Source organism: Citrobacter sp. (assembly GCF_050252275.1).
GTDB classification, from domain to species: Bacteria; Pseudomonadota; Gammaproteobacteria; order Enterobacterales; family Enterobacteriaceae; genus Citrobacter_A; species Citrobacter_A amalonaticus.
On the sequence record NZ_JBFWLF010000032.1, the window covers coordinates 1 to 24,004 of the forward strand.

General features: G+C 55.3%; 18 protein-coding genes. 13 read left to right on the forward strand and 5 right to left on the reverse strand.

Annotated elements, in window-relative coordinates; translation table 11 throughout:
* On the forward strand, positions 1-683 hold a 683-nt coding region (gene lplT / locus AB7E14_RS04500), incomplete at its 5' end, for a lysophospholipid transporter LplT (RefSeq protein WP_428169348.1).
* Between the two features lie 33 nt (positions 684-716).
* On the opposite strand, the gene AB7E14_RS04505 is transcribed toward lplT, so the two are convergent.
* The 4 genes from AB7E14_RS04505 to mutH all read right to left on the reverse strand — a co-directional run bounded on the left by AB7E14_RS04505 (position 717) and on the right by mutH (position 3,693).
* A complete protein-coding gene (locus AB7E14_RS04505) occupies positions 717-1,757 on the reverse strand; it encodes an NADP(H)-dependent aldo-keto reductase (RefSeq protein WP_042999467.1) in 1,041 nt (346 codons plus the stop codon).
* 107 nt (positions 1,758-1,864) lie between these two features.
* Positions 1,865-2,083, reverse strand: coding sequence for a lipoprotein YgdR (ygdR, locus tag AB7E14_RS04510; RefSeq protein ID WP_000758655.1), 219 nt, complete (start codon positions 2,081-2,083; stop codon positions 1,865-1,867).
* Between the two features lie 137 nt (positions 2,084-2,220).
* The gene (locus tag AB7E14_RS04515; RefSeq protein ID WP_042999468.1) at positions 2,221-2,934 is read right to left on the reverse strand and encodes a TerC family protein; all 714 of its coding nucleotides are present in this window, start codon (positions 2,932-2,934) and stop codon (positions 2,221-2,223) included.
* Between the two features lie 63 nt (positions 2,935-2,997).
* The gene (mutH, locus tag AB7E14_RS04520) at positions 2,998-3,693 is read right to left on the reverse strand and encodes a DNA mismatch repair endonuclease MutH (RefSeq protein WP_042999469.1); all 696 of its coding nucleotides are present in this window, start codon (positions 3,691-3,693) and stop codon (positions 2,998-3,000) included.
* A gap of 684 nt (positions 3,694-4,377) precedes the next feature.
* Between mutH and rppH the strand changes: the two genes are divergently transcribed.
* From rppH to recD, 12 genes are all read left to right on the forward strand, one after another.
* Positions 4,378-4,908, forward strand: coding sequence for an RNA pyrophosphohydrolase (gene rppH, locus AB7E14_RS04525; RefSeq protein ID WP_042999471.1), 531 nt, complete (start codon positions 4,378-4,380; stop codon positions 4,906-4,908).
* A gap of 12 nt (positions 4,909-4,920) precedes the next feature.
* On the forward strand, positions 4,921-7,167 hold the full coding sequence (ptsP, locus tag AB7E14_RS04530; RefSeq protein WP_044254183.1) for a phosphoenolpyruvate--protein phosphotransferase: 2,247 nt from the start codon (positions 4,921-4,923) through the stop codon (positions 7,165-7,167).
* 148 nt (positions 7,168-7,315) lie between these two features.
* The gene (lgt, locus tag AB7E14_RS04535; protein ID WP_042322421.1) at positions 7,316-8,191 is read left to right on the forward strand and encodes a prolipoprotein diacylglyceryl transferase; all 876 of its coding nucleotides are present in this window, start codon (positions 7,316-7,318) and stop codon (positions 8,189-8,191) included.
* Positions 8,192-8,197: 6 nt separating this feature from the next.
* Positions 8,198-8,992: a thymidylate synthase gene (gene thyA / locus AB7E14_RS04540; protein ID WP_316962038.1), complete on the forward strand. Its 795-nt coding sequence runs from the start codon at positions 8,198-8,200 to the stop codon at positions 8,990-8,992.
* A gap of 181 nt (positions 8,993-9,173) precedes the next feature.
* Positions 9,174-9,644, forward strand: coding sequence for a prepilin peptidase-dependent protein (locus AB7E14_RS04545; protein ID WP_044254186.1), 471 nt, complete (start codon positions 9,174-9,176; stop codon positions 9,642-9,644).
* Positions 9,635-10,198 (forward strand): prepilin peptidase-dependent protein, encoded by a 564-nt coding sequence (locus AB7E14_RS04550; RefSeq protein WP_316962159.1) that lies wholly within the window; start codon positions 9,635-9,637, stop codon positions 10,196-10,198. The genes AB7E14_RS04545 and AB7E14_RS04550 overlap by 10 nt, the downstream gene beginning before the upstream one ends.
* Positions 10,195-10,602 carry a DUF2509 family protein gene (locus AB7E14_RS04555; protein WP_109739440.1) on the forward strand — a complete coding sequence of 136 codons (408 nt, stop codon included), beginning with the start codon at positions 10,195-10,197 and terminating at the stop codon, positions 10,600-10,602. The genes AB7E14_RS04550 and AB7E14_RS04555 overlap by 4 nt, the downstream gene beginning before the upstream one ends.
* Positions 10,587-10,907 (forward strand): prepilin-type N-terminal cleavage/methylation domain-containing protein, encoded by a 321-nt coding sequence (locus AB7E14_RS04560; protein ID WP_428169349.1) that lies wholly within the window; start codon positions 10,587-10,589, stop codon positions 10,905-10,907. The genes AB7E14_RS04555 and AB7E14_RS04560 overlap by 16 nt, the downstream gene beginning before the upstream one ends.
* 15 nt (positions 10,908-10,922) lie before the next feature.
* Positions 10,923-14,291 (forward strand): exodeoxyribonuclease V subunit gamma, encoded by a 3,369-nt coding sequence (recC, locus tag AB7E14_RS04565; protein WP_316962037.1) that lies wholly within the window; start codon positions 10,923-10,925, stop codon positions 14,289-14,291.
* 113 nt (positions 14,292-14,404) lie between these two features.
* Positions 14,405-17,293, forward strand: a complete 2,889-nt coding sequence (gene ptrA, locus AB7E14_RS04570) for a pitrilysin (protein WP_316962036.1) — start codon at positions 14,405-14,407, stop codon at positions 17,291-17,293.
* Complete coding sequence (recB, locus tag AB7E14_RS04575; protein WP_428169350.1) at positions 17,286-20,831, forward strand: exodeoxyribonuclease V subunit beta; 3,546 nt, start codon at positions 17,286-17,288, stop codon at positions 20,829-20,831. Before ptrA ends, recB begins: the two co-directional genes overlap by 8 nt.
* On the forward strand, positions 20,828-22,645 hold the full coding sequence (gene recD / locus AB7E14_RS04580) for an exodeoxyribonuclease V subunit alpha (protein ID WP_316962034.1): 1,818 nt from the start codon (positions 20,828-20,830) through the stop codon (positions 22,643-22,645). Before recB ends, recD begins: the two co-directional genes overlap by 4 nt.
* A 50-nt stretch (positions 22,646-22,695) precedes the next feature.
* Here the strand turns inward: recD and argA are convergent, their stop codons facing one another.
* The gene (argA, locus tag AB7E14_RS04585; RefSeq protein WP_428169351.1) at positions 22,696-24,003 is read right to left on the reverse strand and encodes an amino-acid N-acetyltransferase; all 1,308 of its coding nucleotides are present in this window, start codon (positions 24,001-24,003) and stop codon (positions 22,696-22,698) included.
* Position 24,004: the final 1 nt, after the last annotated feature.

Consider the following 24,004-nt stretch of genomic DNA (forward strand, 5'->3'; position numbering starts at 1 on the left):
TGGCCTACGCCGGTGCGGTAGTGGCGAACCTGTCTATTCCCAAGCTGGCTGCTGCTCGTCCTGGGCAGTCCTGGCATCTGATGAAAATGACACGCAGTTTCTTTTGTGCCTGCGTTTCACTGTGGCGCAACGGCGAAACGCGTTTTTCGCTGGTGGGCACCAGTCTGTTCTGGGGGGCGGGAGTCACGCTGCGTTTTCTGCTGGTCCTGTGGGTACCGGTGGCGTTAGGCATTACCGATAACGCCACGCCAACCTACCTGAACGCGATGGTCGCGATCGGTATTGTGGCCGGGGCCGGAGCTGCTGCCAGACTGGTCACGCTGGATACCGTGGTGCGTTGTATGCCAGCAGGGATCCTGATTGGCGTCGTGGTGCTTATTTTTTCTCTGCAACACGCGCTGTTGCCTGCCTATGCGCTACTGATGCTGATCGGTGTGCTGGGCGGTTTCTTTGTCGTGCCGCTGAATGCGTTGTTGCAGGAGCGCGGTAAAAAGAGCGTCGGGGCGGGTAATGCGATCGCGGTACAGAACCTCGGTGAGAACAGCGCGATGCTGTTGATGCTGGGGCTCTACTCGCTGGCGGTGTGGGTAGGAATTCCGGTTGTCGCCGTGGGTATCGGTTTTGGCGGTCTGTTTGCGCTGGCGATAGCGGCGCTGTGGATCTGGCAGCGCCGCCAGGCATAATCAACGCGCCGGAATTCCTCCGGCGCGCTTCTGTTACGGTGCAGGATAGGTGTAAACCTGATGCACCGCTTCAATCTCTGCCAACACCTCTTCGCTTAATTCGAGATGCAGACTCTCGACGTTGGTTTTCAGCTGTTCCATGGTGGTGGCGCCCAGCAGTGTACTGGCAACAAACGGTTGACGACGAACGAACGCCAGCGCCATCTGCGCCGGATCAAGGTTATGCCGTCTGGCGATATCGACATACGCCGCCACGGCTTTTTGCGTCTGCTCGCCGCTGTAGCGGGTAAAGCGGCTAAACAGTGTATTGCGCGCACCGGCAGGTTTCGCGCCATTCAGGTATTTACCGGTCAGCGTGCCAAATCCCAGGCAGGAATAGGCCAGCAGTTCGACGCCTTCATACTGGCTCACTTCCGCCAGCCCCACTTCAAAGCTGCGGTTGACCAGGCTGTAAGGGTTCTGGATGGTGACAATGCGCGGCAGATCATGCTTATCCGCCAGATGTAGATAACGCATCACGCCAAAGGCCGTTTCATTCGAGACGCCAATGTAGCGGATTTTGCCCGCCCGCTGGAACTCGGCCAGCGCATCCAGCGTATCCAGTAGCGACACCACCGGGGCGGCGTCGCTCCAGCTATAGCCGAGTTTGCCAAAACAGTTGGTGGGGCGCTGCGGCCAGTGAACCTGGTAAAGGTCCAGATAATCGGTTTGCAGACGTTTCAGGCTGTCGTGCAGCGCTTCACGAATGTTTTTACGATCCAGTGCCTGATTCGGGCGAATACTGTTGTCATTATTGCGCGACGGGCCGCTCACTTTGGAGGCGACAATCAGCTTTTCTCTATTGCCATATTTGGCCAGCCAGTTTCCGACGTAAGTTTCGGTAAGCCCCTGGGTTTCCGGGCGTGGCGGGACCGGGTACATTTCGGCCACGTCGATCAGGTTAATGCCGTTGGCGACGGCATAGTTGAGCTGTGCATGTGCGTCGGCTTCGCTATTTTGTTCACCAAACGTCATTGTGCCCAGCCCCAGTGTACTGACTTCAAGCGAGCTGTGGGGTATACGGTGATATTGCATAGCCGTTTCCTTTTTATAATCACGACATAAGGATTATAAAAATGGCTGAGGGAAGGGAAAAAGGGAAGAAAAATTGTTAAGGCCAGCAGCGCGGCTGACCTCAATCTTCAACGTTCAATGATTTGAGAAACGTCGTCGCGGTTAATTTGCATGGCGTTGCCCTGCTGGTCGTGGTAGCTCACCAGACCGGTATCGTCATCAATTTCGGGTTTCCCGTCGGTCAGGATCATCCGACCATCTTTGGTCGCCATGACATAATCGCTGCTACAACCGGAAACAGCAAAAGCCAGTCCTACTGCGGAAATTATCACTGCCCATTTTTTCATCCATTTATCCTCACGTGGCCTGCGTCTGATAACAGTCTAGTAATAACCTGAAGTTGTGGGCAGGAAAAGCAGGAAAATCTTAATCTGAGAGGAGAAAAGGGGAGAGGTTCGCTCCCCGCAGGGAGCGAAAAGGACAATTACAGCGGGTTCTTTTTGTTTCGCAACAAGTTCAGGCTCTCAACCGCAATCGAGAAGAACATGGCGAAATAGATATAACCCTTCGGCACGTGAACGTCGAAGCTTTCCAGGATCAGGGTGAAGCCCACCAGTATCAGAAACGACAGCGCCAGCATCTTCACGGACGGGTGCCTGTCGACAAACTCGCCTATAGGACGCGCCGCAAACATCATTACGCCAACGGCAATTACCACCGCCGCCATCATGATGAACAGATGATCGGACAAGCCAACCGCCGTGATCACCGAGTCCAGACTGAAGATGATGTCGAGCAGCATGATCTGCACGATGGCCCCCAGAAAGGAGCTGACGCGCATGTTCACCCCTTCTTCTTCACCTTCAATGGATTCGTGGATCTCCTTACTCGCTTTCCAGATCAGGAACAATCCGCCGAGCAGAAGGATCAGGTCGCGGGCGGAAATGGCTTCACCAAACACCTCGAACAGCGGATTGGTCAGCCGGGTCACCCAGGCGATGGAGGCCAGCAGCGCCAGTCGCATGATCATCGCCGCTGCGAGACCGAGACGACGGGCGTGCGCGCGTTGCGCAGTCGGGAGTTTTGCAACCACCAGTGAGAGGAAAATAATATTATCGATCCCAAGCACGATCTCCAGCAGCGTCAGCGTACCGAGCGCAAGCCAGGCGTTAGGATCGGTTATCCATGCAAATAACATTGAACAAAGTCCTGCCAAAAAAAGAAACGCTAATTATATGCTTCCCGGACACAAGGCGAAAGTCTAACGCTGCTGTAACAAAAAGTGGCGTTCCAGCAGGGCGCGCGTGAAGTTCTTTTTCAGGTAAAAACCACGCGGCAACGTCAGTATTGGCTCGCCCTGGGCGCCGATCGCCTCGGTGAGCGCTTTGGCGTTTGCCGCCTTCGGTCGTAGTTGTAAAAATTCGCCATGGCGGGCAGTGATACGTTCAACCTGACCGAGCACAATCATGTCCATTAATTCTTCCCAGTCGAGCCGTAACTGACGGTCTTCTTCTTCATCAGGGCTCCACAGTACTGGCGATCCCACCCGACGCTGCGCGAGGGGAATGCTGCGTTCGCCTTCTACCGGGATCCACAGTACCCGCTTCAGTTTGTGTCGTACGTGACTGGTTTCCCACGTCACGCCGCTGTTTCCGGTCAGCGGTGCAACGCAGACAAAGGTGGTTTCAAGCGGCCGGCCGAGGCTATCCACAGGAATGGTTTTCAATTCGACGCCTAATGCGGCGAAATCCTGTTCAGGCTTACTTCCGGCGCTGGCCCCCAACCAGAGTTCCAGTAATACGCCGATCCAGCCTTTGTCCCGCTTGAGATCTTTCGGTGCAACAATACCTGCCATCGCCGCCAGTTCGCCCAGCGAATAGCCCGAAAGCTGCTGCGCTTGCTGGAGCAGAAGGGCTTCAGATTTCGGTGGAAAGCGTAAAGGATGGAGTCCGGACATGGCGTTACACCTTAGGTGAAAAAATGAACAAGGATTTTATACCGTGAGAAAGAAGTTTATCGTTTTCCACATGTCATATTCAATGTCATGATTTATATTGGTTTTTAGTTTCTGACGTCACGTGTTGCGCAACATAAGAATGGGTTTTCCATTTCTGGTCACTGAATTTAAACAGGATCTTACACCATGTTATCCACAGAAAGATGGGATAACTGTGAAAAACCCCGACTACTGTTTCCATTTACAGCCTTGACGTGCGACAAAAATCGAATTTTCACACAATTTGTGTTTAACTTATTGGCACAATCTGTGGATAAAGTCGGCGCTGTTCGATCTTTCATCAGCCTGAGGATCGTCAGTGTGATGGCTATCACCTTTTTGCCTGGTTATCGCTAAAGCGAGCCAGTAACCTCATGAATAAAAGAAAATATTTTTTTCACCCTCTTGTCCGTTTATTCAGACTGTTCCGGGTTTTCCCGGAGTAATTCCGTACTTCTTCACAACTCTATCCACAGAAAAGGTGAATAAAATCGCCCGAATGGGTGAGTGTCTGTTTATAACTTTGTCTTTAACTGTGAGTTATTCAATTGTTATTAGATGCACACCGCCGTAACTCAGTGGTTTACCGTCTGTCAGGAGTGTGAAACAATCATTCTCATATAAGGTTTATGTTGAGGTAGTCCGGTGATTGATGACGATGGCTACCGCCCAAATGTAGGTATCGTAATTTGTAATCGTCAGGGGCAAGTGATGTGGGCCCGGCGGTTTGGTCAGCACTCCTGGCAGTTCCCACAGGGTGGGATAAATCCAGGAGAATCAGCAGAACAGGCGATGTACCGGGAACTGTTTGAAGAAGTAGGGTTAAGCCGTAAAGATGTGCGAATCCTTGCCTCTACTCGCAACTGGTTGCGTTACAAGTTACCGAAACGTTTGGTGCGTTGGGATACAAAGCCGGTGTGTATCGGCCAGAAACAAAAGTGGTTTCTTTTGCAGTTGATGAGCGGGGACGCGGAAATCAATATGCAAACCAGCAGCACTCCTGAGTTTGACGGCTGGCGTTGGGTAAGTTACTGGTATCCGGTCCGGCAAGTGGTTTCATTTAAACGCGATGTCTACCGCAGGGTGATGAAAGAGTTCGCAAGTGTTGTGATGGCGCTTCAGGAAGCGACGCCAAAACCGCAAAATACACCTGCTTATCGACGTAAAAGAGGTTAAGCCACGCAAATTATGCTCACCCGCCTGCGCGAAATAGTCGAAAAGGTGGCCAGTGCTCCGCGTCTTAATGAAGCGCTGAATATTCTGGTTACTGACATCTGTCTTGCGATGGATACAGAGGTCTGCTCGGTTTATCTGGCCGATCATGATCGGCGTTGTTATTACCTCATGGCCACGCGGGGGCTTAAAAAACCGCGCGGTCGTACTGTCGCACTCGCATTTGATGAAGGTATCGTCGGCCTGGTTGGCAGGCTGGCGGAACCTATCAACCTCGCTGATGCGCAAAAACACCCCAGTTTTAAATACATCCCCTCGGTAAAAGAAGAACGCTTCCGTGCCTTCCTCGGGGTGCCGATCATTCAGCGTCGTCAACTGCTGGGCGTCCTCGTTGTACAGCAGCGCGAACTGCGCCAGTACGATGAAAGCGAAGAATCTTTCCTGGTGACACTTGCCACGCAGATGGCAGCGATTCTGTCACAATCTCAGCTTACCGCCCTGTTCGGCCAGTATCGCCAGACGCGAATTCGTGCGCTACCGGCGGCGCCGGGCGTGGCGATTGCCGAAGGCTGGCAGGATGCGACGCTACCGCTGATGGAGCAGGTGTATCAGGCCTCGACGCTGGATCCCGCTCTGGAGCGTGAGCGCCTGACCGGTGCGCTGGAAGAGGCGGCAAATGAGTTTCGCCGTTACAGCAAGCGGTTTGCCGCTGGGGCGCAGAAAGAGACCGCCGCGATATTCGATCTCTATTCGCACCTGCTTTCCGATGCCCGCCTGCGACGCGAGCTGTTTGCCGAAGTGGATAAAGGGTCTGTGGCCGAATGGGCGGTCAAAACGATCATCGAAAAGTTTGCCGAACAGTTTGCCGCGCTGAGCGACAACTATCTCAAAGAACGTGCAGGCGACCTGCGTGCGCTGGGCCAACGCCTGCTGTTCCATCTCGATGATTCCATACAAGGGCCAAATGCCTGGCCAGAACGCTTCGTGCTGGTGGCTGATGAACTCTCGGCCACCACGCTGGCGGAACTGCCGCAGGACCGGCTGGCGGGCGTTGTTGTCCGCGACGGGGCGGCCAACTCCCATGCCGCGATCATGGTCCGTGCCATGGGGATTCCCACCGTGATGGGCGCCGATATTCAGCCATCGGTGCTGCACCGGCGTACGTTGGTGGTGGATGGCTACCGCGGTGAGCTGCTGGTCGATCCTGAACCGGTATTGATCCAGGAATATCAGCGGCTTATCAGCGAAGAGAACGAGCTCAGCCGACTGGCGGAAGATGACGTCAATTTACCCGCACAGCTGAAAAGCGGTGAGCGGATCAAAGTTATGCTGAACGCGGGACTCAGCCCGGAACATGAAGAAAAGCTGGGCAGTCGTATCGACGGCATTGGCCTGTATCGCACCGAAATTCCCTTCATGCTGCAAAGCGGTTTCCCTTCGGAAGAAGAGCAGGTGGCGCAGTACCAGGGCATGTTGCAGATGTTTAATGACAAGCCGGTGACGTTACGAACGCTGGACGTTGGCGCGGACAAACAGCTGCCGTACATGCCAATCAGCGAGGAGAATCCCTGCCTGGGCTGGCGAGGCATCCGCATTACGCTCGATCAGCCGGAAATCTTCCTTGTCCAGGTGCGGGCGATGCTGCGCGCCAATGCGGCGACGGGCAATCTGAGTATTCTGCTGCCGATGGTAACCAGTATCGATGAGGTGGATGAAGCGCGCCGCCTGATTGAACGTGCGGGCCGCGAAGTGGAAGAGATGATTGGGTACGCGATCCCGAAACCGCGTATCGGCATCATGCTGGAAGTACCGTCGATGGTCTTTATGCTGCCGAATCTGGCGAGTCGTATCGATTTTGTCTCCGTCGGGACTAACGATCTGACCCAGTACGTGCTGGCGGTGGATCGCAACAATACGCGCGTTGCCAGCATTTATGACAGTTTGCATCCAGGAATGCTACGCGCGCTGTCGATGATTGCGCAGGAAGCTGAGCGTAGCGATATCGACCTGCGCGTATGTGGCGAAATGGCGGGCGATCCGATGTGCGTCACCATCCTGATTGGACTGGGTTTTCGCCATCTTTCAATGAACGGTCGCTCTGTGGCGCGCGTAAAATACCTGCTGCGTCGCATTGATTACGAAGAGGCAAAAATCCTTGCCCAACGCAGCCTTGAGGCACAACTGGCAACGGAAGTGCGCCATCAGGTGGCAGCGTTTATGGAGCGTCGTGGCATGGGCGGCCTGATTCGCGGGGGGTTGTAAAAGCGCTATACAGATCTTTTACATCTTCCCGACAGCCTCACAGAACCTCGTATGCTATCATTCGCTCCTTTGGAGCGCCTGTAAGTAGTGGGTGTGCATATCGCTTGCTGAATTTTTTCAGCGAAATAACAAGAACTTGTGGTGACAGATGACCAGTAGCTATCTGCATTTTCCGGAATTCGATCCGGTCATTTTCTCAATTGGGCCCGTCGCACTTCACTGGTACGGCTTAATGTATCTGGTCGGCTTTATTTTCGCGATGTGGCTGGCGACGCGCCGAGCCAACCGTCCGGGCAGTGGCTGGACCAAAAATGAAGTCGAAAACTTACTTTATGCAGGCTTCCTCGGGGTCTTCCTCGGGGGGCGTATTGGCTATGTGCTGTTCTATAACTTCCCGCTGTTCCTGGATAATCCGCTGTACCTGTTCCGCGTCTGGGACGGAGGTATGTCCTTCCACGGTGGTCTGATTGGCGTGATTCTGGTGATGATCATTTTCGCCAAACGCACGAAGCGCAGTTTCTTCCAGGTTTCTGATTTTATTGCGCCGCTGATCCCGTTTGGGCTGGGGGCCGGGCGTCTGGGCAACTTTATCAATGGCGAACTGTGGGGCCGTGTCGACCCAAATTTCTCTTACGCCATGCTGTTTCCCGGGTCGCGCACTGAAGACATTCTGCTGTTGCAAACCAACCCGCAATGGCAATCTATTTTTGATACCTACGGCTCTCTACCGCGCCATGCGTCTCAGCTCTATGAGATGGCGCTGGAAGGCGTAGTGCTGTTTATCATTCTTAACCTGTTTATTCGTAAACCGCGTCCGATGGGGTCAGTCTCCGGGTTGTTTTTGATTGGCTACGGCGCGTTTCGTATCATTGTTGAATTCTTCCGTCAGCCGGATCAGCAGTTCACCGGTGAATGGGTACAGTACATCAGCATGGGACAGATCCTCTCGATTCCGATGATTGTCGCTGGTGTGATCATGATGGTTTGGGCCTATCGCCGTCGCCCACAGCAACACGTTTCCTGAGGAACCATGAAACAGTATTTAGAACTGATGCAAAAAGTGCTGGATGAAGGCACACAGAAAAACGACCGTACCGGAACCGGAACGCTTTCCATTTTTGGTCATCAGATGCGTTTTAACCTGCAGGAAGGATTCCCGCTGGTGACGACAAAACGTTGCCACTTGCGCTCCATCATCCACGAGCTGCTGTGGTTCCTGCAAGGTGACACCAACGTGGCCTATCTGCACGACAATAACGTCACCATCTGGGACGAATGGGCGGATGAAAACGGCAACCTGGGCCCGGTGTATGGCAAACAGTGGCGCGCCTGGCCAACGCCGGACGGTCGCCACATTGATCAGATCATGACGGTGCTGAACCAGTTGAAAAATGATCCCGATTCGCGCCGTATTATCGTTTCGGCGTGGAACGTCGGCGAACTGGACAAAATGGCGCTGGCGCCATGCCACGCGTTCTTCCAGTTCTATGTCGCGGACGGCAAACTCTCTTGCCAGCTGTATCAGCGCTCCTGCGACGTGTTCCTTGGCCTGCCGTTTAACATCGCCAGCTATGCGTTGTTGGTGCATATGATGGCGCAGCAGTGCGATCTGGAGGTCGGCGATTTCGTCTGGACCGGTGGTGACACGCATCTGTACAGCAACCACATGGAGCAGACGCATCTGCAACTGACTCGCGAACCGCGCGCACTGCCGAAACTGGTGATTAAACGTAAACCTGATTCCCTCTTCGACTATCGCTTCGAAGATTTTGAAATCGAGGGTTACGACCCGCATCCGGGGATAAAAGCGCCGGTTGCTATCTGACGGCTTTATCCTGTCATAACCGACGCCTTTGCGCGTCGGTTTTTTTTACCCAAATTTTGGTTTTCGGCGCAGGTTCCTGAAATGATGCAACCTGCTGTAACAGAGTAAATTTCTTTCGTAACGCGCCGAAAAACCTGAATTCTCGCCTCGTGTTAACCTCCCGACGCGTCATACTGCCGTCATGAATACACAGCAGGGCTATACGCTCATCGAAACGCTGGTCGCGATGCTTATTATTATCAGCCTGAGTGCAACAGGACTCTATGGTTGGCAGCAGTGGCAGCAACAGCAACATCTCTGGCAGACCGCCTGTCAGTTGCGCGATTTCTTGCTGCAGCTACGGGAAGATGCCAACTGGCATAACCGCGATCACATCATTACCGCCATCAGGGAGGACGCGTCATGGTGTCTTGTCAGTTCGACAGCCTCACGAAATACCTGTACGCCGCGCTCGGCGCTCGTTTTTGTGCCGCTCTGGCACGATGTCGAGCTCGTCGGGATTACGGCTTCACTGACGTTTTATGGTCAGCGCAATACCGCGTGGCCGGGGAATATCCGTCTGAAAAATGCGACAGGCGAATGGCGGGTAGTGGTTTCACCGTGGGGACGCATCCGCTTGTGCGAGCGCGACGATACCCAGGGTTGTCGGTGAGTGAACGCGGTTTCTCTCTGCTTGAGGTGCTGATTGCAATGGCGATCAGCAGCGTACTGTTGCTGGGAGCCGCCCGTTTTTTACCGGCATTACAGCGCGATATTTTGCAGCAGACCCGCAGACTCGCGCTGGAGGATGACATGTGGCAGCGGGTGTACACCATTGCGAAACACCTCCAACGCGCAGGATATTGCCACGGTAGCTGTAGTGGTGATGGAGTAAACATTACCAACGCGGGACAGTGTGTCATCGTTCAGTGGGACGCCAACGCGAATGGCGTCTGGGAAAGCGAGCCGGTAAAGGAAGCTGAACAAACCGGGTTTCGCCTGAATGATAACGTGCTGGAGACGCAGCGCGGCGCGAAAACGTGCAGTGGAAAAGGATGGGATAAAATGACCGATCCTGACGTCGTACACATTATGGCATTTGAGGTTGTGCCTCAGGATATCGCGGGCTTTGCACCCGAATTGACCATACATCTGCGCGGCATTAGCCGGAGGGATCCGCAAACCGTGGTCGATGCACGCTACAGCGTTACCGGGTTTAATTTATGAACCACGAACGGGGCGTCTCCTCTCTGGCGCTAGTTCTGCTGCTGTTGGTCCTCGGCAGCTTACTGTTGCAGGGCGTTAACCAGCAGCAGAGCAGTTTTGCTTCACGGGTGACGATAGAAAGTCAGGCTCTGCAACGCCAGGCTGTCGTACAGTCAGCCATGGAGTGGGGCAGGATGCAGCCATGGTCGATAAGCTCGGATAAACCGTGTCGGTACTACGGGGATGCCAATGTCCCCGTCTGCCTGCGCAGACTCGCCAACAGTCGCGCTTTGCTTATTGCCAGCTATCAGGGAACCTCCCTATGGCGAGAAGGCGAGCAACAGGAGGAAAACGTCGTCTTTTCTCTTCATGGCTGGAGCGATTTCTGTCCGCTACGGGAGGTCGCGCTATGCCAGCTCCCCTGAGCCGCCAGTGCGGATTTAGCCTGCCAGAGGTGATACTGGCAATGGTTCTTATGGTGATGGTGGTGACGGCGCTTTCCGGATACCAGCGCGCGCTAATGAACGGTTTTTTCATCAGGAGCCAGTACCTGCAACTCTGGCGTCAGGGCTGGCAGCAGACGCAACTGCGTTCGTTTTCGCCACCTGTTAACTGGCAGGTTAACCGGATGCAGACAATGCAGGTGGGATGTGTCAGCATCAGCGTTACGCTATCTTCACCTCAGGGCAGGCAGGGGAAAATGACGCGCCTGCACTGCCCAAACCGTTAGTTGCCAGGAGTCTCTATGTTAAGGGTCTACCACTCAAATCGTCTGGATGTGCTGGAAGCATTGATGGAGTTCATCGTCGAGCGCGAGCGGCTGGACGATCCTTTTGAGCCGGAAATGATTCTGGTACAGAGTACCGGGATGGCGCAGTGGCTACAGATGACCCTTTCGCAGAAATTTGGTATCGCCGCCAACATAGAATTCCCACTCCCGGCAAGTTTTATCTGGGAAATGTTCGTCCGCGTACTGCCGGAGATCCCCAAAGAGAGCGCTTTCAGCAAACAAAGCATGAGCTGGAAGTTGATGACGCTGCTCCCGCAACTGCTGGATCATGATGATTTCGCGTTACTACGCCACTATCTGACGGACGATACGGATAAACGTAAGTTGTTTCAGTTGTCGTCGCGCGCGGCGGATCTTTTCGATCAGTATCTGGTGTACCGACCGGAATGGCTAACCCAGTGGGAAGCGGGGCGAATGGTCGACGGGTTAGGAGAGGCGCAAAGCTGGCAGGCGCCGCTATGGAAAGCGTTGGTGGAATATACCGATGCGCTGGGACAACCGCGCTGGCATCGTGCCAATCTCTATCAACGGTTTATCCAGACGCTCGAAAAGGCTGAACGCTGCCCACCAGGACTTCCTTCTCGTGTGTTTATCTGTGGGATCTCTGCGTTGCCACCGGTATACCTACAGGCACTGCAGGCGCTCGGTAAACATATCGAGATTCATCTGCTCTTCACCAATCCCTGCCGCTACTACTGGGGCGATATTAAAGATCCGGCGTATCTGGCAAAACTGCTGGCACGTCAGCGGCGACACAGTTTTGAAGACCGTCATTTACCGCTGTTTCGTGACAATGCGAATGCCGAAAGTTTGTTTAACGGCAATGGCGAACAGGATGTCGGTAACCCGATGTTGGCCTCGTGGGGGAAACTGGGGCGCGACTATATTTATCTGCTCTCCGAACTGGAAAACAGCCAGGAGCTGGATGCGTTTGTCGACATTGCGCCGGATAACCTGCTGCATAACATCCAGGCCGATATCCTTGAGCTGGAAAACCGCGCAGTGGCGGGCGTGAGTCTGGAAGAGTATTCCCGCAGTGACAATAAGCGACGCCTTGATCCAAACGACACCAGCGTCACCTTCCATGTCTGTCATAGCCCCCAGCGTGAAGTCGAAGTCCTCCACGATCGTCTGCTGGCAATGCTGGAGGCGGACCCAACGCTCACCCCGCGAGACATCATCGTGATGGTGGCGGATATCGACAGCTATAGCCCGTTTATTCAGGCCGTCTTTGGCAGCGCCCCTGCGGAGCGTTATCTACCTTATGCGATTTCCGATCGTCGGGCGCGTCAGTCACATCCGGTGTTGCAGGCCTTCATCAGCCTGCTGTCTCTGCCTGACAGCCGTTTTGTTTCTGAGGATGTGCTGGCGCTGCTGGATGTCCCGGTGCTGGCGGCACGCTTCAATATCAGCGAAGAAGGATTGCGTTACTTGCGGTTGTGGGTCAATGAATCGGGCATTCGCTGGGGCATTGATGACGACAACGTGCGCGAACTGGAACTTCCGACAACGGGACAGCATACGTGGCAGTTTGGCCTGACGCGCATGCTGCTGGGCTATGCCATGGAAAGTGCGCAGGGTGAGTGGCAGTCCGTTCTGCCTTACGATGAGTCCTGTGGACTCATCGCCGAACTGGTAGGGCATCTGGCGTCGTTACTGATGCAGCTTAATCTCTGGCGTCGTGGCCTGGCACAGGAACGTCCACTGGAAGAGTGGCTGCCAGTGTGTCGCGAGATGCTCAACGATTTCTTCCTGCCTGACGCTGAAACCGAGGCGGCCATGACCCTTATCGAGCAGCAGTGGCAGGCGATCATCGCCGAAGGTATAGAGGCTAAGTATGGAGATGCGGTTCCGCTATCCCTGTTGCGCGATGAACTGGCGAAGCGGTTGGATCAGGAGCGAATTAGTCAGCGCTTTTTAGCCGGGCCGGTAAACATCTGTACGCTGATGCCGATGCGCTCCATTCCTTTCAAAGTGGTCTGTCTGCTGGGAATGAACGACGGTGTTTATCCGCGCCAGCTTGCACCGCTCGGTTTTGATCTCATGAGCCAGAAACCAATGCGTGGGGATCGCAGTCGTCGTGATGATGACCGCTATCTGTTCCTTGAAGCCTTAATTTCTGCCCAGCAGTCGCTTTACATCAGCTATATCGGGCGCTCGATCCAGGATAACAGCGAACGGTTTCCTTCCGTGCTGGTGCAGGAACTGCTCGATTACATCGGACAAAGCCACTACCTGCCGGGTGACGACGCGTTAACCAGCGATGAGAGCGAGAAACGGGTGAAAGCGCATATCGCCCGCCTGCATACCCGTATGCCGTTCGATGCGCAAAACTTCCTGCCCGGTGAACAGCAGAGCTACGCCAGCGAATGGCTACCGGCGGCAAGCCGTCGTGGAGAAGCCCATAGCGATTTTGTGCAGCCGTTAGCCTTTGATATGCCAGAGACGCTGAGTCTGGAAACGCTGCAGCGCTTCTGGGCGCATCCGGTGCGGGCGTTTTTCCAGCAGCGTCTGCAGGTTAATTTCCGTTCCGAAGAGCGTGAGATCCCGGACACCGAACCGTTTACCCTGGAAGGGCTGACCCGTTATCAGCTCAACCAGCAGTTACTGAATACGCTGGTTGAACAGGATGATGCCGAACGTCTGTTCCGTCGCTTCCGTGCGGCGGGGGATCTGCCGTATGGGGCCTATGGCGATATCCTGTGGGAAGCTCAGCATCAGGAAATGCAGACGCTGGCGGACAGGATCGTGGCTTGTCGTCAGCCGAGCCAAAGCCTGGAGGTTGATCTGCACTGCAATGGCGTACAGTTGACGGGCTGGCTGCCGCAGGTGCAAGAAGATGGTCTGTTGCGCTGGCGGCCTTCGTTAATCAGCATTTCACAAGGCGTGCAACTTTGGCTCGAACACCTTGTCTATTGTGCCTGCGGAGGAAAAGGTGAAAGCCGGCTGTTTTTGCGAAAAGACGGAGAGTGGCGCTTCCCACCGCTGGAGCAAGAGCAGGCATTGGGGTATCTGGCGCAACTGATTGACGGATATCGCGAAGGGATGTCCACACCGCTGCTGGTGCTCCCGGAAAGCGGCGGCGCGTGGATAAAAACCTGTTATGACGCGGCAAATGATGCCATGTTAGATGACGATGATACGCGTCAAAAAGCCCGCGTGAAGTTTATGCAGGCTTACGAAGGCAACATGGTTGTGCGTGGCGAAGGCGAGGATATCTGGTATCAGCGCCTGTGGCGACAACTGGACTCTGAAACCTTTGAGGCCATTATTTTGCAGTCACAACGTTACCTGCTTCCGCTTTTCAGATTTAATCAGTCGTGATGATTGTATAAAAATTGCGCAATTTTGATGCTTCCTTTATGATGCGTTGCCCTGCTCAGAGAAGCATCCAATGTGTCTTTGCGCAGAAAGAAAGTTAATGATGAGGTTCTTGAATGCCCCGCAGCACCTGGTTCAAAGCGTTACTGTTGTTGGTCGCCTTTTGGGCGCCTTTAAGTCAGGCAGATACCGGTTGGCAACCCATTGCGGAAACCATCCGTAAAAGCGACAAAGATACCCGCCAGTATCAGGCCGTCCGTCTCGATAATGGTTTGGTGGTATTACTGGTATCCGACCCGCAGGCGGTGAAATCGCTTTCTGCGCTGGTGGTGCCCGTGGGGTCTCTGGAAGATCCTGATGCGCATCAGGGACTGGCACATTATCTTGAACACATGTGTCTGATGGGATCGAAAAAGTACCCACAGGCCGATAGCCTTGCGGAATACCTCAAATTGCATGGCGGCAGCCACAATGCCAGCACTGCGCCGTACCGCACGGCGTTCTATCTGGAAGTGGAAAACGACGCGCTTACTGGCGCCGTTGACCGCCTGGCTGATGCCATTGCTGAACCGTTACTGGATAAAAAATATGCCGAGCGTGAGCGCAATGCAGTAAACGCTGAGCTGACGATGGCGCGTACCCGTGACGGGATGCGAATGGCGCAGGTGAGCGCGGAAACCATCAACCCGGCTCACCCCGGTTCACGTTTTTCCGGCGGTAACCTGGAAACCTTAAGCGACAAACCGGGTAATCCGGTGCAACAGGCGTTGCGCGATTTTCACAGCAAGTATTACTCCGCCAATCTGATGAAAGCGGTTATCTACAGCAATAAGCCGTTGCCGGAACTGGCAAAGATTGCTGCAGAGACCTTTGGGCGAGTGCCCAACAAGAATATCGAAAAGCCGGAAATTACCGTTCCGGTCGTCACTGATGCGCAGAAGGGCGTTATCATCCATTACGTTCCTGCGCTGCCGCGTAAAGTGCTGCGCGTTGAGTTCCGAATCGACAACAACAGTGCGCAGTTTCGCAGTAAAACCGATGAACTGATCACCTATCTGATCGGTAACCGTAGCCCGGGTACGCTTTCTGACTGGCTGCAAAAACAAGGGCTGGTGGAAGGTATTCGCGCGGACTCCGATCCGGTAGTCAACGGCAACAGCGGTGTGTTAGCCATTTCCGCTACCCTGACCGACAAAGGGCTGGCGAACCGCGAAGAAGTGGTTGCGGCTATTTTCAGCTATCTCAATTTGTTACGCGAAAAGGGCGTCGATAAACGCTACTTTGACGAGCTGTCGCATGTGCTTGATCTGGACTTCCGTTACCCGTCGATCACCCGTGATATGGATTACGTCGAATGGCTGGCGGATACCATGATCCGCGTGCCGGTGGCGCATACTCTGGACGCAGTGAACATTGCTGATCAATACGATGCGAAAGCCATTCAGGCGCGTCTGGAGATGATGACGCCGCAAAATGCGCGAGTCTGGTACATCAGCCCAAAAGAACCGCACAACAAGACCGCTTACTTTGTTGATGCTCCTTATCAGGTCAATAAAATCAGCGAGCAGACGTTCAGCGACTGGCAGAAGAAAGCGCAGGAGATAGCTCTGTCTCTGCCGGAACTGAACCCTTACATTCCTGACGATTTCACGCTGATCAAGCCGGAAAAGAAAAACGACCGTCCGGCGCTGATTGTCGATGAGCCTAATTTGCGCGTGGTATACACCCCGAGCCAGTATTTCGCCAGCGAACCGAAAGCGGACGTGAGCGTCATTCTGCGTAATCCGCAGGCGATGGACAGCGCCAGAAACCAGGTCATGTTTGCGCTGAACGATTATCTGGCGGGAATTGCGCTCGATCAGTTAAGTAACCAGGCGGCGGTGGGCGGCATCGGTTTCTCAACCAACGCCAACAATGGCTTAATGCTCAATGCTGACGGCTATACGCAGCGTCTGCCGCAACTTTTCCAGGCATTGCTTGCAGGTTATTTCAGCTATACCGCAACTGAAGAGCAGCTTGAGCAGGCGAAATCCTGGTATAGCCAGATGATGGATTCTGCCGAAAAGGGGAAAGCCTACGAGCAGGCGATTATGCCGGTGCAGATGATCTCTCAGGTGCCTTATTTTTCCCGTGACGAACGGCGTGTACTGCTGCCGTCGATCACCCTGAAAGAGGTGATGGCCTACCGTGAAGCATTGAAAACAGGCGCTCGTCCGGAGTTTCTGGCGGTTGGCAACATGAGCGAAGCGCAGGTCACGACGATGGCGCGGGATATCCAGAAACAGCTGGGGGCGAACGGTTCCGAATGGTGTCGCAACAAAGATGTGCTGGTGGATAAGAAGCAGTCTGTCATTTTTGAAAAAGCGGGCAGCAGTACCGACTCCGCGCTGGCGGCAGTCTTTGTCCCTGCCGGTTATGACGAGTATGCCAGCTCGGCCTACAGCGCCATGCTGGGCCAGATTGTCCAGCCGTGGTTCTACAATCAACTGCGAACGGAAGAGCAGTTAGGGTATGCGGTGTTTGCCTTCCCGATGAGCGTCGGACGCCAGTGGGGAATGGGTTTCCTGCTGCAAAGCAGCGATAAACAGCCGCCGTATCTCTGGGAACGCTACAAGGCGTTTTTCCCCACGGCGGAAGCAAAACTGCGGGCAATGAAACCGGAAGAGTTCGCCCAGATTAAACAGGCGATCGTCGCGCAGATGTTGCAGGCACCGCAAACGCTGGGTGAAGAAGCGTCGAAATTAAGCAAAGATTTCGATCGCGGCAATATGCGCTTCGATTCACGTGATAAAATTGTGGCTCAGATAAAACAGCTGACGCCGCAAAAGCTTGCTGATTTCTTCCATCAGGCGGTGGTCGAGCCGCAAGGCATGGCGGTACTGTCGCAGATTTCCGGCGGTCAAAACGGGAAGCCGCACTATGTGCACCCGGAAGGCTGGAAAGTGTGGGACAACGTCAGCGCGTTGCAGCAAACTTTGCCTCTGGTGAGAGAACAAAATGAATGATGTCGCCGAGTCCCTTGATCCCCTGCGCTTGCCCCTCACGGGCGAGCGCCTGATTGAAGCCTCTGCGGGCACCGGCAAAACCTTTACTATCGCGGCGCTCTATCTGCGCCTGCTCCTCAGGCTCGGCGGGTCTTCCGCCTTTCCCCGTCCCCTGACCGTTGAAGAACTGCTGGTGGTAACCTTTACTGAGGCAGCCACCGAGGAGTTACGCGGGCGTATCCGCAGTAATATTCATGAGCTGCGTATCGCCTGCCTGCGCGAATCGACTGACAACCCCCTTTATGCCCGTCTGCTGGATGAAATCGACGATAAAAAGCAGGCGGCGCAGTGGCTGCTGCTCGCCGAAAGACAGATGGATGAGGCGGCGGTATTCACCATCCACGGTTTTTGTCAGCGCATGCTGAGTCTGAATGCCTTCGAATCCGGCATGTTATTTGAACAACAGTTGATCGAGGATGAATCGCTGCTGCGCTACCAGGCCTGTGCGGATTTCTGGCGCCGTCACTGTTACCCCCTGCCGCGTGAAATTGCCCAGGTGGTGTTTGAAACGTGGAAAGGGCCGCAGGCGCTGCTGGCGGATATTAACCGTTACCTGCAAGGGGAAGCGCCGGTCATTAAAGCGCCGCCGCCAGATGACGAAACGCTGGCATCCCGTCACCAACAGATCGTGCAGCGAATCAATGCGCTTAAGCAACAGTGGTGTGACGCGGTCGGTGAACTTGAGGGATTGATGGAAGCCTCAGGTATCGACCGGCGAAAATTTAACCGTGGCAACCAGGGCAAATGGATCGAGAAGATCAGCGCCTGGGCGCAGTCAGCAACGCAAAGCTACCAGTTGCCAGAGGCACTGGAGAAATTCTCTCAGCGTTTCCTTGAGGACAGAACCAAAGAAGGCGGCGTTGTGCCGCAGCATCCGCTGTTTGTCGCGATTGATGAATTACTGGCGGAACCGCTGACGCTCAGAGATCTGATGATCACCCGCGCGCTGGTGGAGATCCGTGAAACGGTGGCGAAAGAAAAACGCCACCGGGGTGAACTGGGGTTTGACGATATGCTCAGCCGACTGGATAGCGCGCTGCGCAGTGAAAGCGGCGATGCGCTGGCGGCGGCGATCCGTACCCGCTTCCCGGTAGCAATGATCGATGAGTTCCAGGATACCGATCCGCAGCAATACCGTATTTTCCGCCGCATCTGGCAGCATCAGCCAGACACCGCGCTGCTACTGATTGGCGACCCGAAACAGGCGATTTATGCGTTTCGCGGCGCGGATATTTTTACCTATATGAAGGCCCGCAGTGAGGTCAGCGCGCACTATACCCTCGACACCAACTGGCGTTCCGCGCCAGGCATGGTGAACAGCGTCAACAGGCTGTTCGGCCTGATGGATGACGCCTTCATGTTCCGCGAGATCCCGTTCCAGCCGGTGAAATACGCCGAAAAAAACCAGTCTCTGCGTTTTGAATTTTACGGCGAAACTCAGCCCGCAATGACGATGTGGTTGATGGAAGGAGAAAGCTGCGGAATAGGCGATTATCAAAGCTATATGGCGCAGGTGTGTGCTGCGCAGATCCGCGACTGGCTGAAGGCCGGGTTGTGCGGAGAGGCGATGCTTATCAGCGGTCACGACGCGCGTCCGGTGAGCGCGGCGGATATCAGCGTGCTGGTGCGTAGCCGCCAGGAAGCGGCGCTGGTACGCGATGCCCTGACACAACTGGCGATTCCGTCCGTCTATCTTTCCAACCGCGACAGCGTGTTTGAAACGCTGGAAGCGCAGGAGATGCTCTGGCTATTACAGGCGGTGATGGCGCCGGAAAAAGAAAATACGCTACGCAGCGCGCTGGCGGCCTCAATGATGGGGTTGAACGCACGCGACATTGACATGCTCAATGGCAATGAAAACGCCTGGGATCGAGTGGTTGACGAGTTTGTCGGCTACCGTCAAATCTGGCAAAAACGTGGCGTGATGCCGATGCTGCGTGCGCTGATGTCAGCGCGACAGATTGCGGAGAACCTGCTGGCAACGGCGGGAGGTGAGCGTCGCCTGACCGATATTTTGCACATCAGTGAGCTATTGCAAGAGGCCGCTTCGCAACTGGAAAGCGAGCATGCGCTGGTGCGCTGGCTCTCGCAGCATATTCTTGAGCCTGACAGCAATGCTTCCAGCCAGCAAATGCGTCTGGAAAGCGACAGCCATCTGGTGCAGATCGTCACCATCCACAAGTCAAAAGGGCTGGAGTATCCGCTGGTCTGGCTGCCGTTTATCACGAATTTCCGCGTTCAGGATCAGGCGTTTTATCACGACCGCAACTCGTTTGAAGCAGTTCTGGATCTGAGCGAGGCGGACGAAAGCGTGGCGCTGGCGGAAGCCGAAAGGCTGGCGGAAGATTTGCGTTTACTGTACGTGGCGCTGACGCGTTCAGTCTGGCACTGCAGTCTGGGCGTCGCACCTCTGGTTCGTCGTCGGGGCGATAAAAAGGGCGATACCGATGTGCATCAGAGCGCGCTGGGGCGTCTGCTGCAAAAAGGCGAACCGATGGATGCCGCCGGGCTACGCGCGGCGATAGACGCAGTTTGCGATGAGAACATCGTCTGTCGTATCCCGGACGCGGTCAGTATGGAGCCGTTGCCTGGCACCGTTGCGAGCGAGGCGTCTCTGAATGCCCGACGGGTGCAACGAACGCCGGGCGACAACTGGCGGGTGACCAGCTATTCCGGCCTGCAACAGCGTGGTCACGGCATCGCACAGGATCTGATGCCGCGACTGGATATTGATGCGACAGGCGTGGGTGAAGTGGTTGAGGAGCCGGAACTGACGCCGCACCAGTTTCCACGCGGCGCGTCGCCAGGAACATTTTTACACAGCCTGTTTGAAGATCTCGATTTTACCCAGCCGGTTGAGGCTGCCTGGGTGCAGGAAAAACTGGAGCTTGGTGGCTACGATGCCGACTGGGAACCGGTCATCACCGCGTGGGTGACGGCGATTCTCCATGCGCCACTCAATGAGACAGGCGTCAGTCTGAGCCAGCTTTCTGCGCGTGAAAAACAGGTCGAGATGGAGTTTTATTTGCCCATTAGCCAACCGCTTATTGCGGAAAACCTAGATGCGCTGATCCGCCAGTTTGACCCGCTCTCGGCGGGCTGTCCGCCACTGGAGTTCACCCAGGTTCGCGGGATGCTGAAGGGCTTTATCGATCTGGTATTTCGTCACAACGGGCGCTATTACCTGCTGGATTACAAATCGAACTGGCTGGGAGAAAACAGCGCCGCTTACACCCCAGAGGCGATGGCGGCGGCCATGCAGGCGCATCGCTATGATTTGCAGTATCAGCTCTATACCCTCGCGCTGCACCGGTATCTGCGCCATCGCATCGCAGATTACGACTACGAGCGCCATTTTGGCGGCGTGATTTATCTGTTCCTGCGCGGCGTGGACAGCAAACAGCCGCAGCAGGGGATTTACACCACACGCCCGGCGGGTGAGTTGATTACCCGGATGGACGAGATGTTTGCCGGGGTGGCGCTGGAGGAGGCATCATGACGCTACAGAAGCGATTGCTTGAGGCCGTCGGGCAGAAGCAACTACGCCCGCTGGATGTGCAATTCGCGCTGGCGGTGACCGGCGAACATGAACCTGTCGTGACGCTGGCAGCGGCGTTACTCAGCCGGGACGCCGGAGAAGGGCACGTCTGTTTACCGCTTTCTCAACTGGCGCTGAACGCGGATAATCCCCCTTTCTATACTTCATGCCTTAGCGACATTGGCGAACCCGAGAACTGGGAAGAATGCCTGCTCGCTTCCGACGCCGTCAGTCATGGAGAGCGGCCATCGCCGATGGTCCTTTATGGCGACCGTTTGTATCTGAACCGGATGTGGTGCAACGAACGTACCGTTGCTCATTTCTTTAGCGAGGTGAATCGACCCATTGAGGTGGATGAAACCTTGCTGACGCAAACGCTGGAAGCGCTGTTCCCGACGACAAACGAAATCAACTGGCAAAAAGTCGCCGCGGCGGTCGCGCTGACCCGCCGTATTTCGGTGATTTCAGGCGGGCCGGGAACGGGGAAAACAACCACCGTGGCCAGGCTGTTGGCGGCGCTGATCCAGATGGCGGAAGGCGAGCGTTGCCGTATTCGCCTGGCGGCGCCGACGGGTAAAGCAGCGGCGCGTTTGACGGAGTCCTTAGGCAAGGCGCTGCGTCAGTTGCCGCTGACGGATGAACAAAAGAAACGCATCCCGGATGATGCCAGCACGCTGCACCGGTTGCTGGGCGCGCAACCCGGCAGTCAGCGTTTACGCCATCACGCGGGCAACCCGCTACATCTGGATGTGCTGGTGGTGGATGAGGCGTCAATGATCGACCTGCCGATGATGTCGCACTTGATCGACGCATTGCCGTCGCACGGGCGTATCATTTTCCTTGGCGATCGCGATCAGCTTGCTTCGGTCGAGGCGGGGGCGGTGCTGGGGGATATCTGTGCCTGGGTGAATGCGGGTTATACCCCTGAACGGGCACAGCAACTGGCTCGCCTGACGGGGATGTCCGTTCCGGCAGGTGCTGGCGAAGACGCCGCCACGCTACGGGACAGCCTCTGTCTGCTGCAAAAGAGCTACCGTTTTGGCAGCGATTCCGGCATCGGGCAACTGGCGGCGGCGATTAACCGTGGCGATAAGGCGGCGATAAACGACATTTTCCTGCAAGGCTTCAGCGATATCGATAAACGGACGCTGGAGAGCAGTGAAGATTACACCGCCATGCTTGAAAACGCACTGGCAGGTTATGGACACTATCTGCAACTGCTTCAGGCGCGCGCGGAGCCTGCATTAATCATTCAGGCATTCAATGAGTTCCAACTGCTGTGCGCGCTGCGCGAAGGGCCGTTTGGCGTGAGCGGACTGAATGAACGTATCGAACTGGCTATGCAGCAAAAGCGCAAAATTCATCGCCTGCCGCATTCCCGCTGGTATGAAGGGCGGCCAGTGATGATTGCCCGTAACGACAGCGCGCTGGGCTTGTTTAACGGCGATATCGGTGTGGCGCTCGATCGTGGGCAAGGATTAAGAGTCTGGTTTGCGATGCCGGATGGCAGTATTAAGTCTGTGCAGCCCAGCCGCCTGCCGGAGCATGAAACGACCTGGGCAATGACGGTGCACAAATCTCAGGGCTCGGAGTTCGATCATGCCGCGCTGGTGTTACCCACGCAGCGCGCGCCGGTGGTGACACGGGAGCTGGTGTATACCGCCGTGACCCGCGCACGTCGCCGCCTGTCGTTATATGCCGATGAACGCATACTTGGCAGTGCGATTGCCACCCGAACCGAACGACGTAGTGGGCTGTCGACGTTGTTTAAATGAGAGGTTGCCGGATAAGCCGTTTGCGTCGCTATCCGGCAATGCGATAACCACTACCCCAGATCCGCCATCAGGACTTTGGATTTCCGCTGATAGTTGTACATCTCTTTCTTGCTTTCCGGCAGCAGGTCGATATCCACCGGCGTGAAGCCGCGTTCCTGGAACCAGTGAATGCTGCGGGTCGTCAGGACGAACAGCTTGCTCAGGCCAATCTGCTTCGCCTGGGCGGCGATCCGCTCCAGTAGCACTTCTCCCCTTGAAGAACTGCGGTAGTCCGGATGGACAGCCACGCAGGCCATTTCGCCGATTTTTTCTTCCGGGAAGGGGTACAGTGCGGCACAGGCGATGGTCATATTATCGCGCTGGATAATGGTGAACTTGTCGATCTCCATTTCCAGTTGTTCGCGTGAACGACGCACCAGAATGCCCTGCTGTTCCAGCGGGCGGATCAGCTCCAGGATCCCGCCGATATCGTTAATGGTGGCGCGGCGGATCTGCTCGGCGCTTTCCATCACAATTTGTGTCCCGATACCGTCGCGCGAAAACAGCTCCTGCAACAGTGCGCCATCTTCCTGATAACTGATCAGGTGACAACGACGGACGCCGCTGCGACAGGCTTTCACCGCGCCACGCAGAAAGCGTACGGTACCCGAGTTGTAATCGCCTTTTTCTTCTTGTGCTTCTACGCGCGCCTGGGCCTCGTTCGGGAACAGTTCGGAGACGATATCACCGTCGTCGTTGGTCACCCCTTGCGAAGAACAGAACCCGATCATCTTTTCGGCTTTCAGTTTGATCGCCAGTTGCGTGGCGATCTCTTCTGAAGTCAGGTTAAAGCTTTCGCCAGTGACAGACACCGCAACGGGGCCCATCAGCACAATGGCGCCGCTGTCCAGTTGACGATGGATCGCCTCTTCATCGATGCGACGGATACGTCCGCTGTGGCAGTAATCTACGCCGTCATCGACGCCCAGCGGCTGCGCAATGATAAAGTTGCCGCTGACCACGTTGATATGCGCCCCCTGTAGCGGCGTATTGTTCAGGCTCATCGACAGGCGAGCGGTGATATCCAGTTGCAACGTTCCCGCCGCCTGCTTTACCAGCTCCAGCGTTTTGGCGTCGGTGACGCGGGTATTTTTGTGATACATCGGCTCATGGTGATGAGTGGCGAGGTTGGCGTCGATTTGCGGACGCGCGCCATAAACCACGACCAGGCGAATGCCGAGGCTGTGAAGAAGCCCAATGTCATTGACGATGCTGGAAAAGTTTTCATGCTCAATGGCTTCGCCGCCGAGCATGATGACAAACGTTTTTCCCCGATGGGCGTTGATATAGGGAACAGAATGGCGGAATCCCTGGACCAGT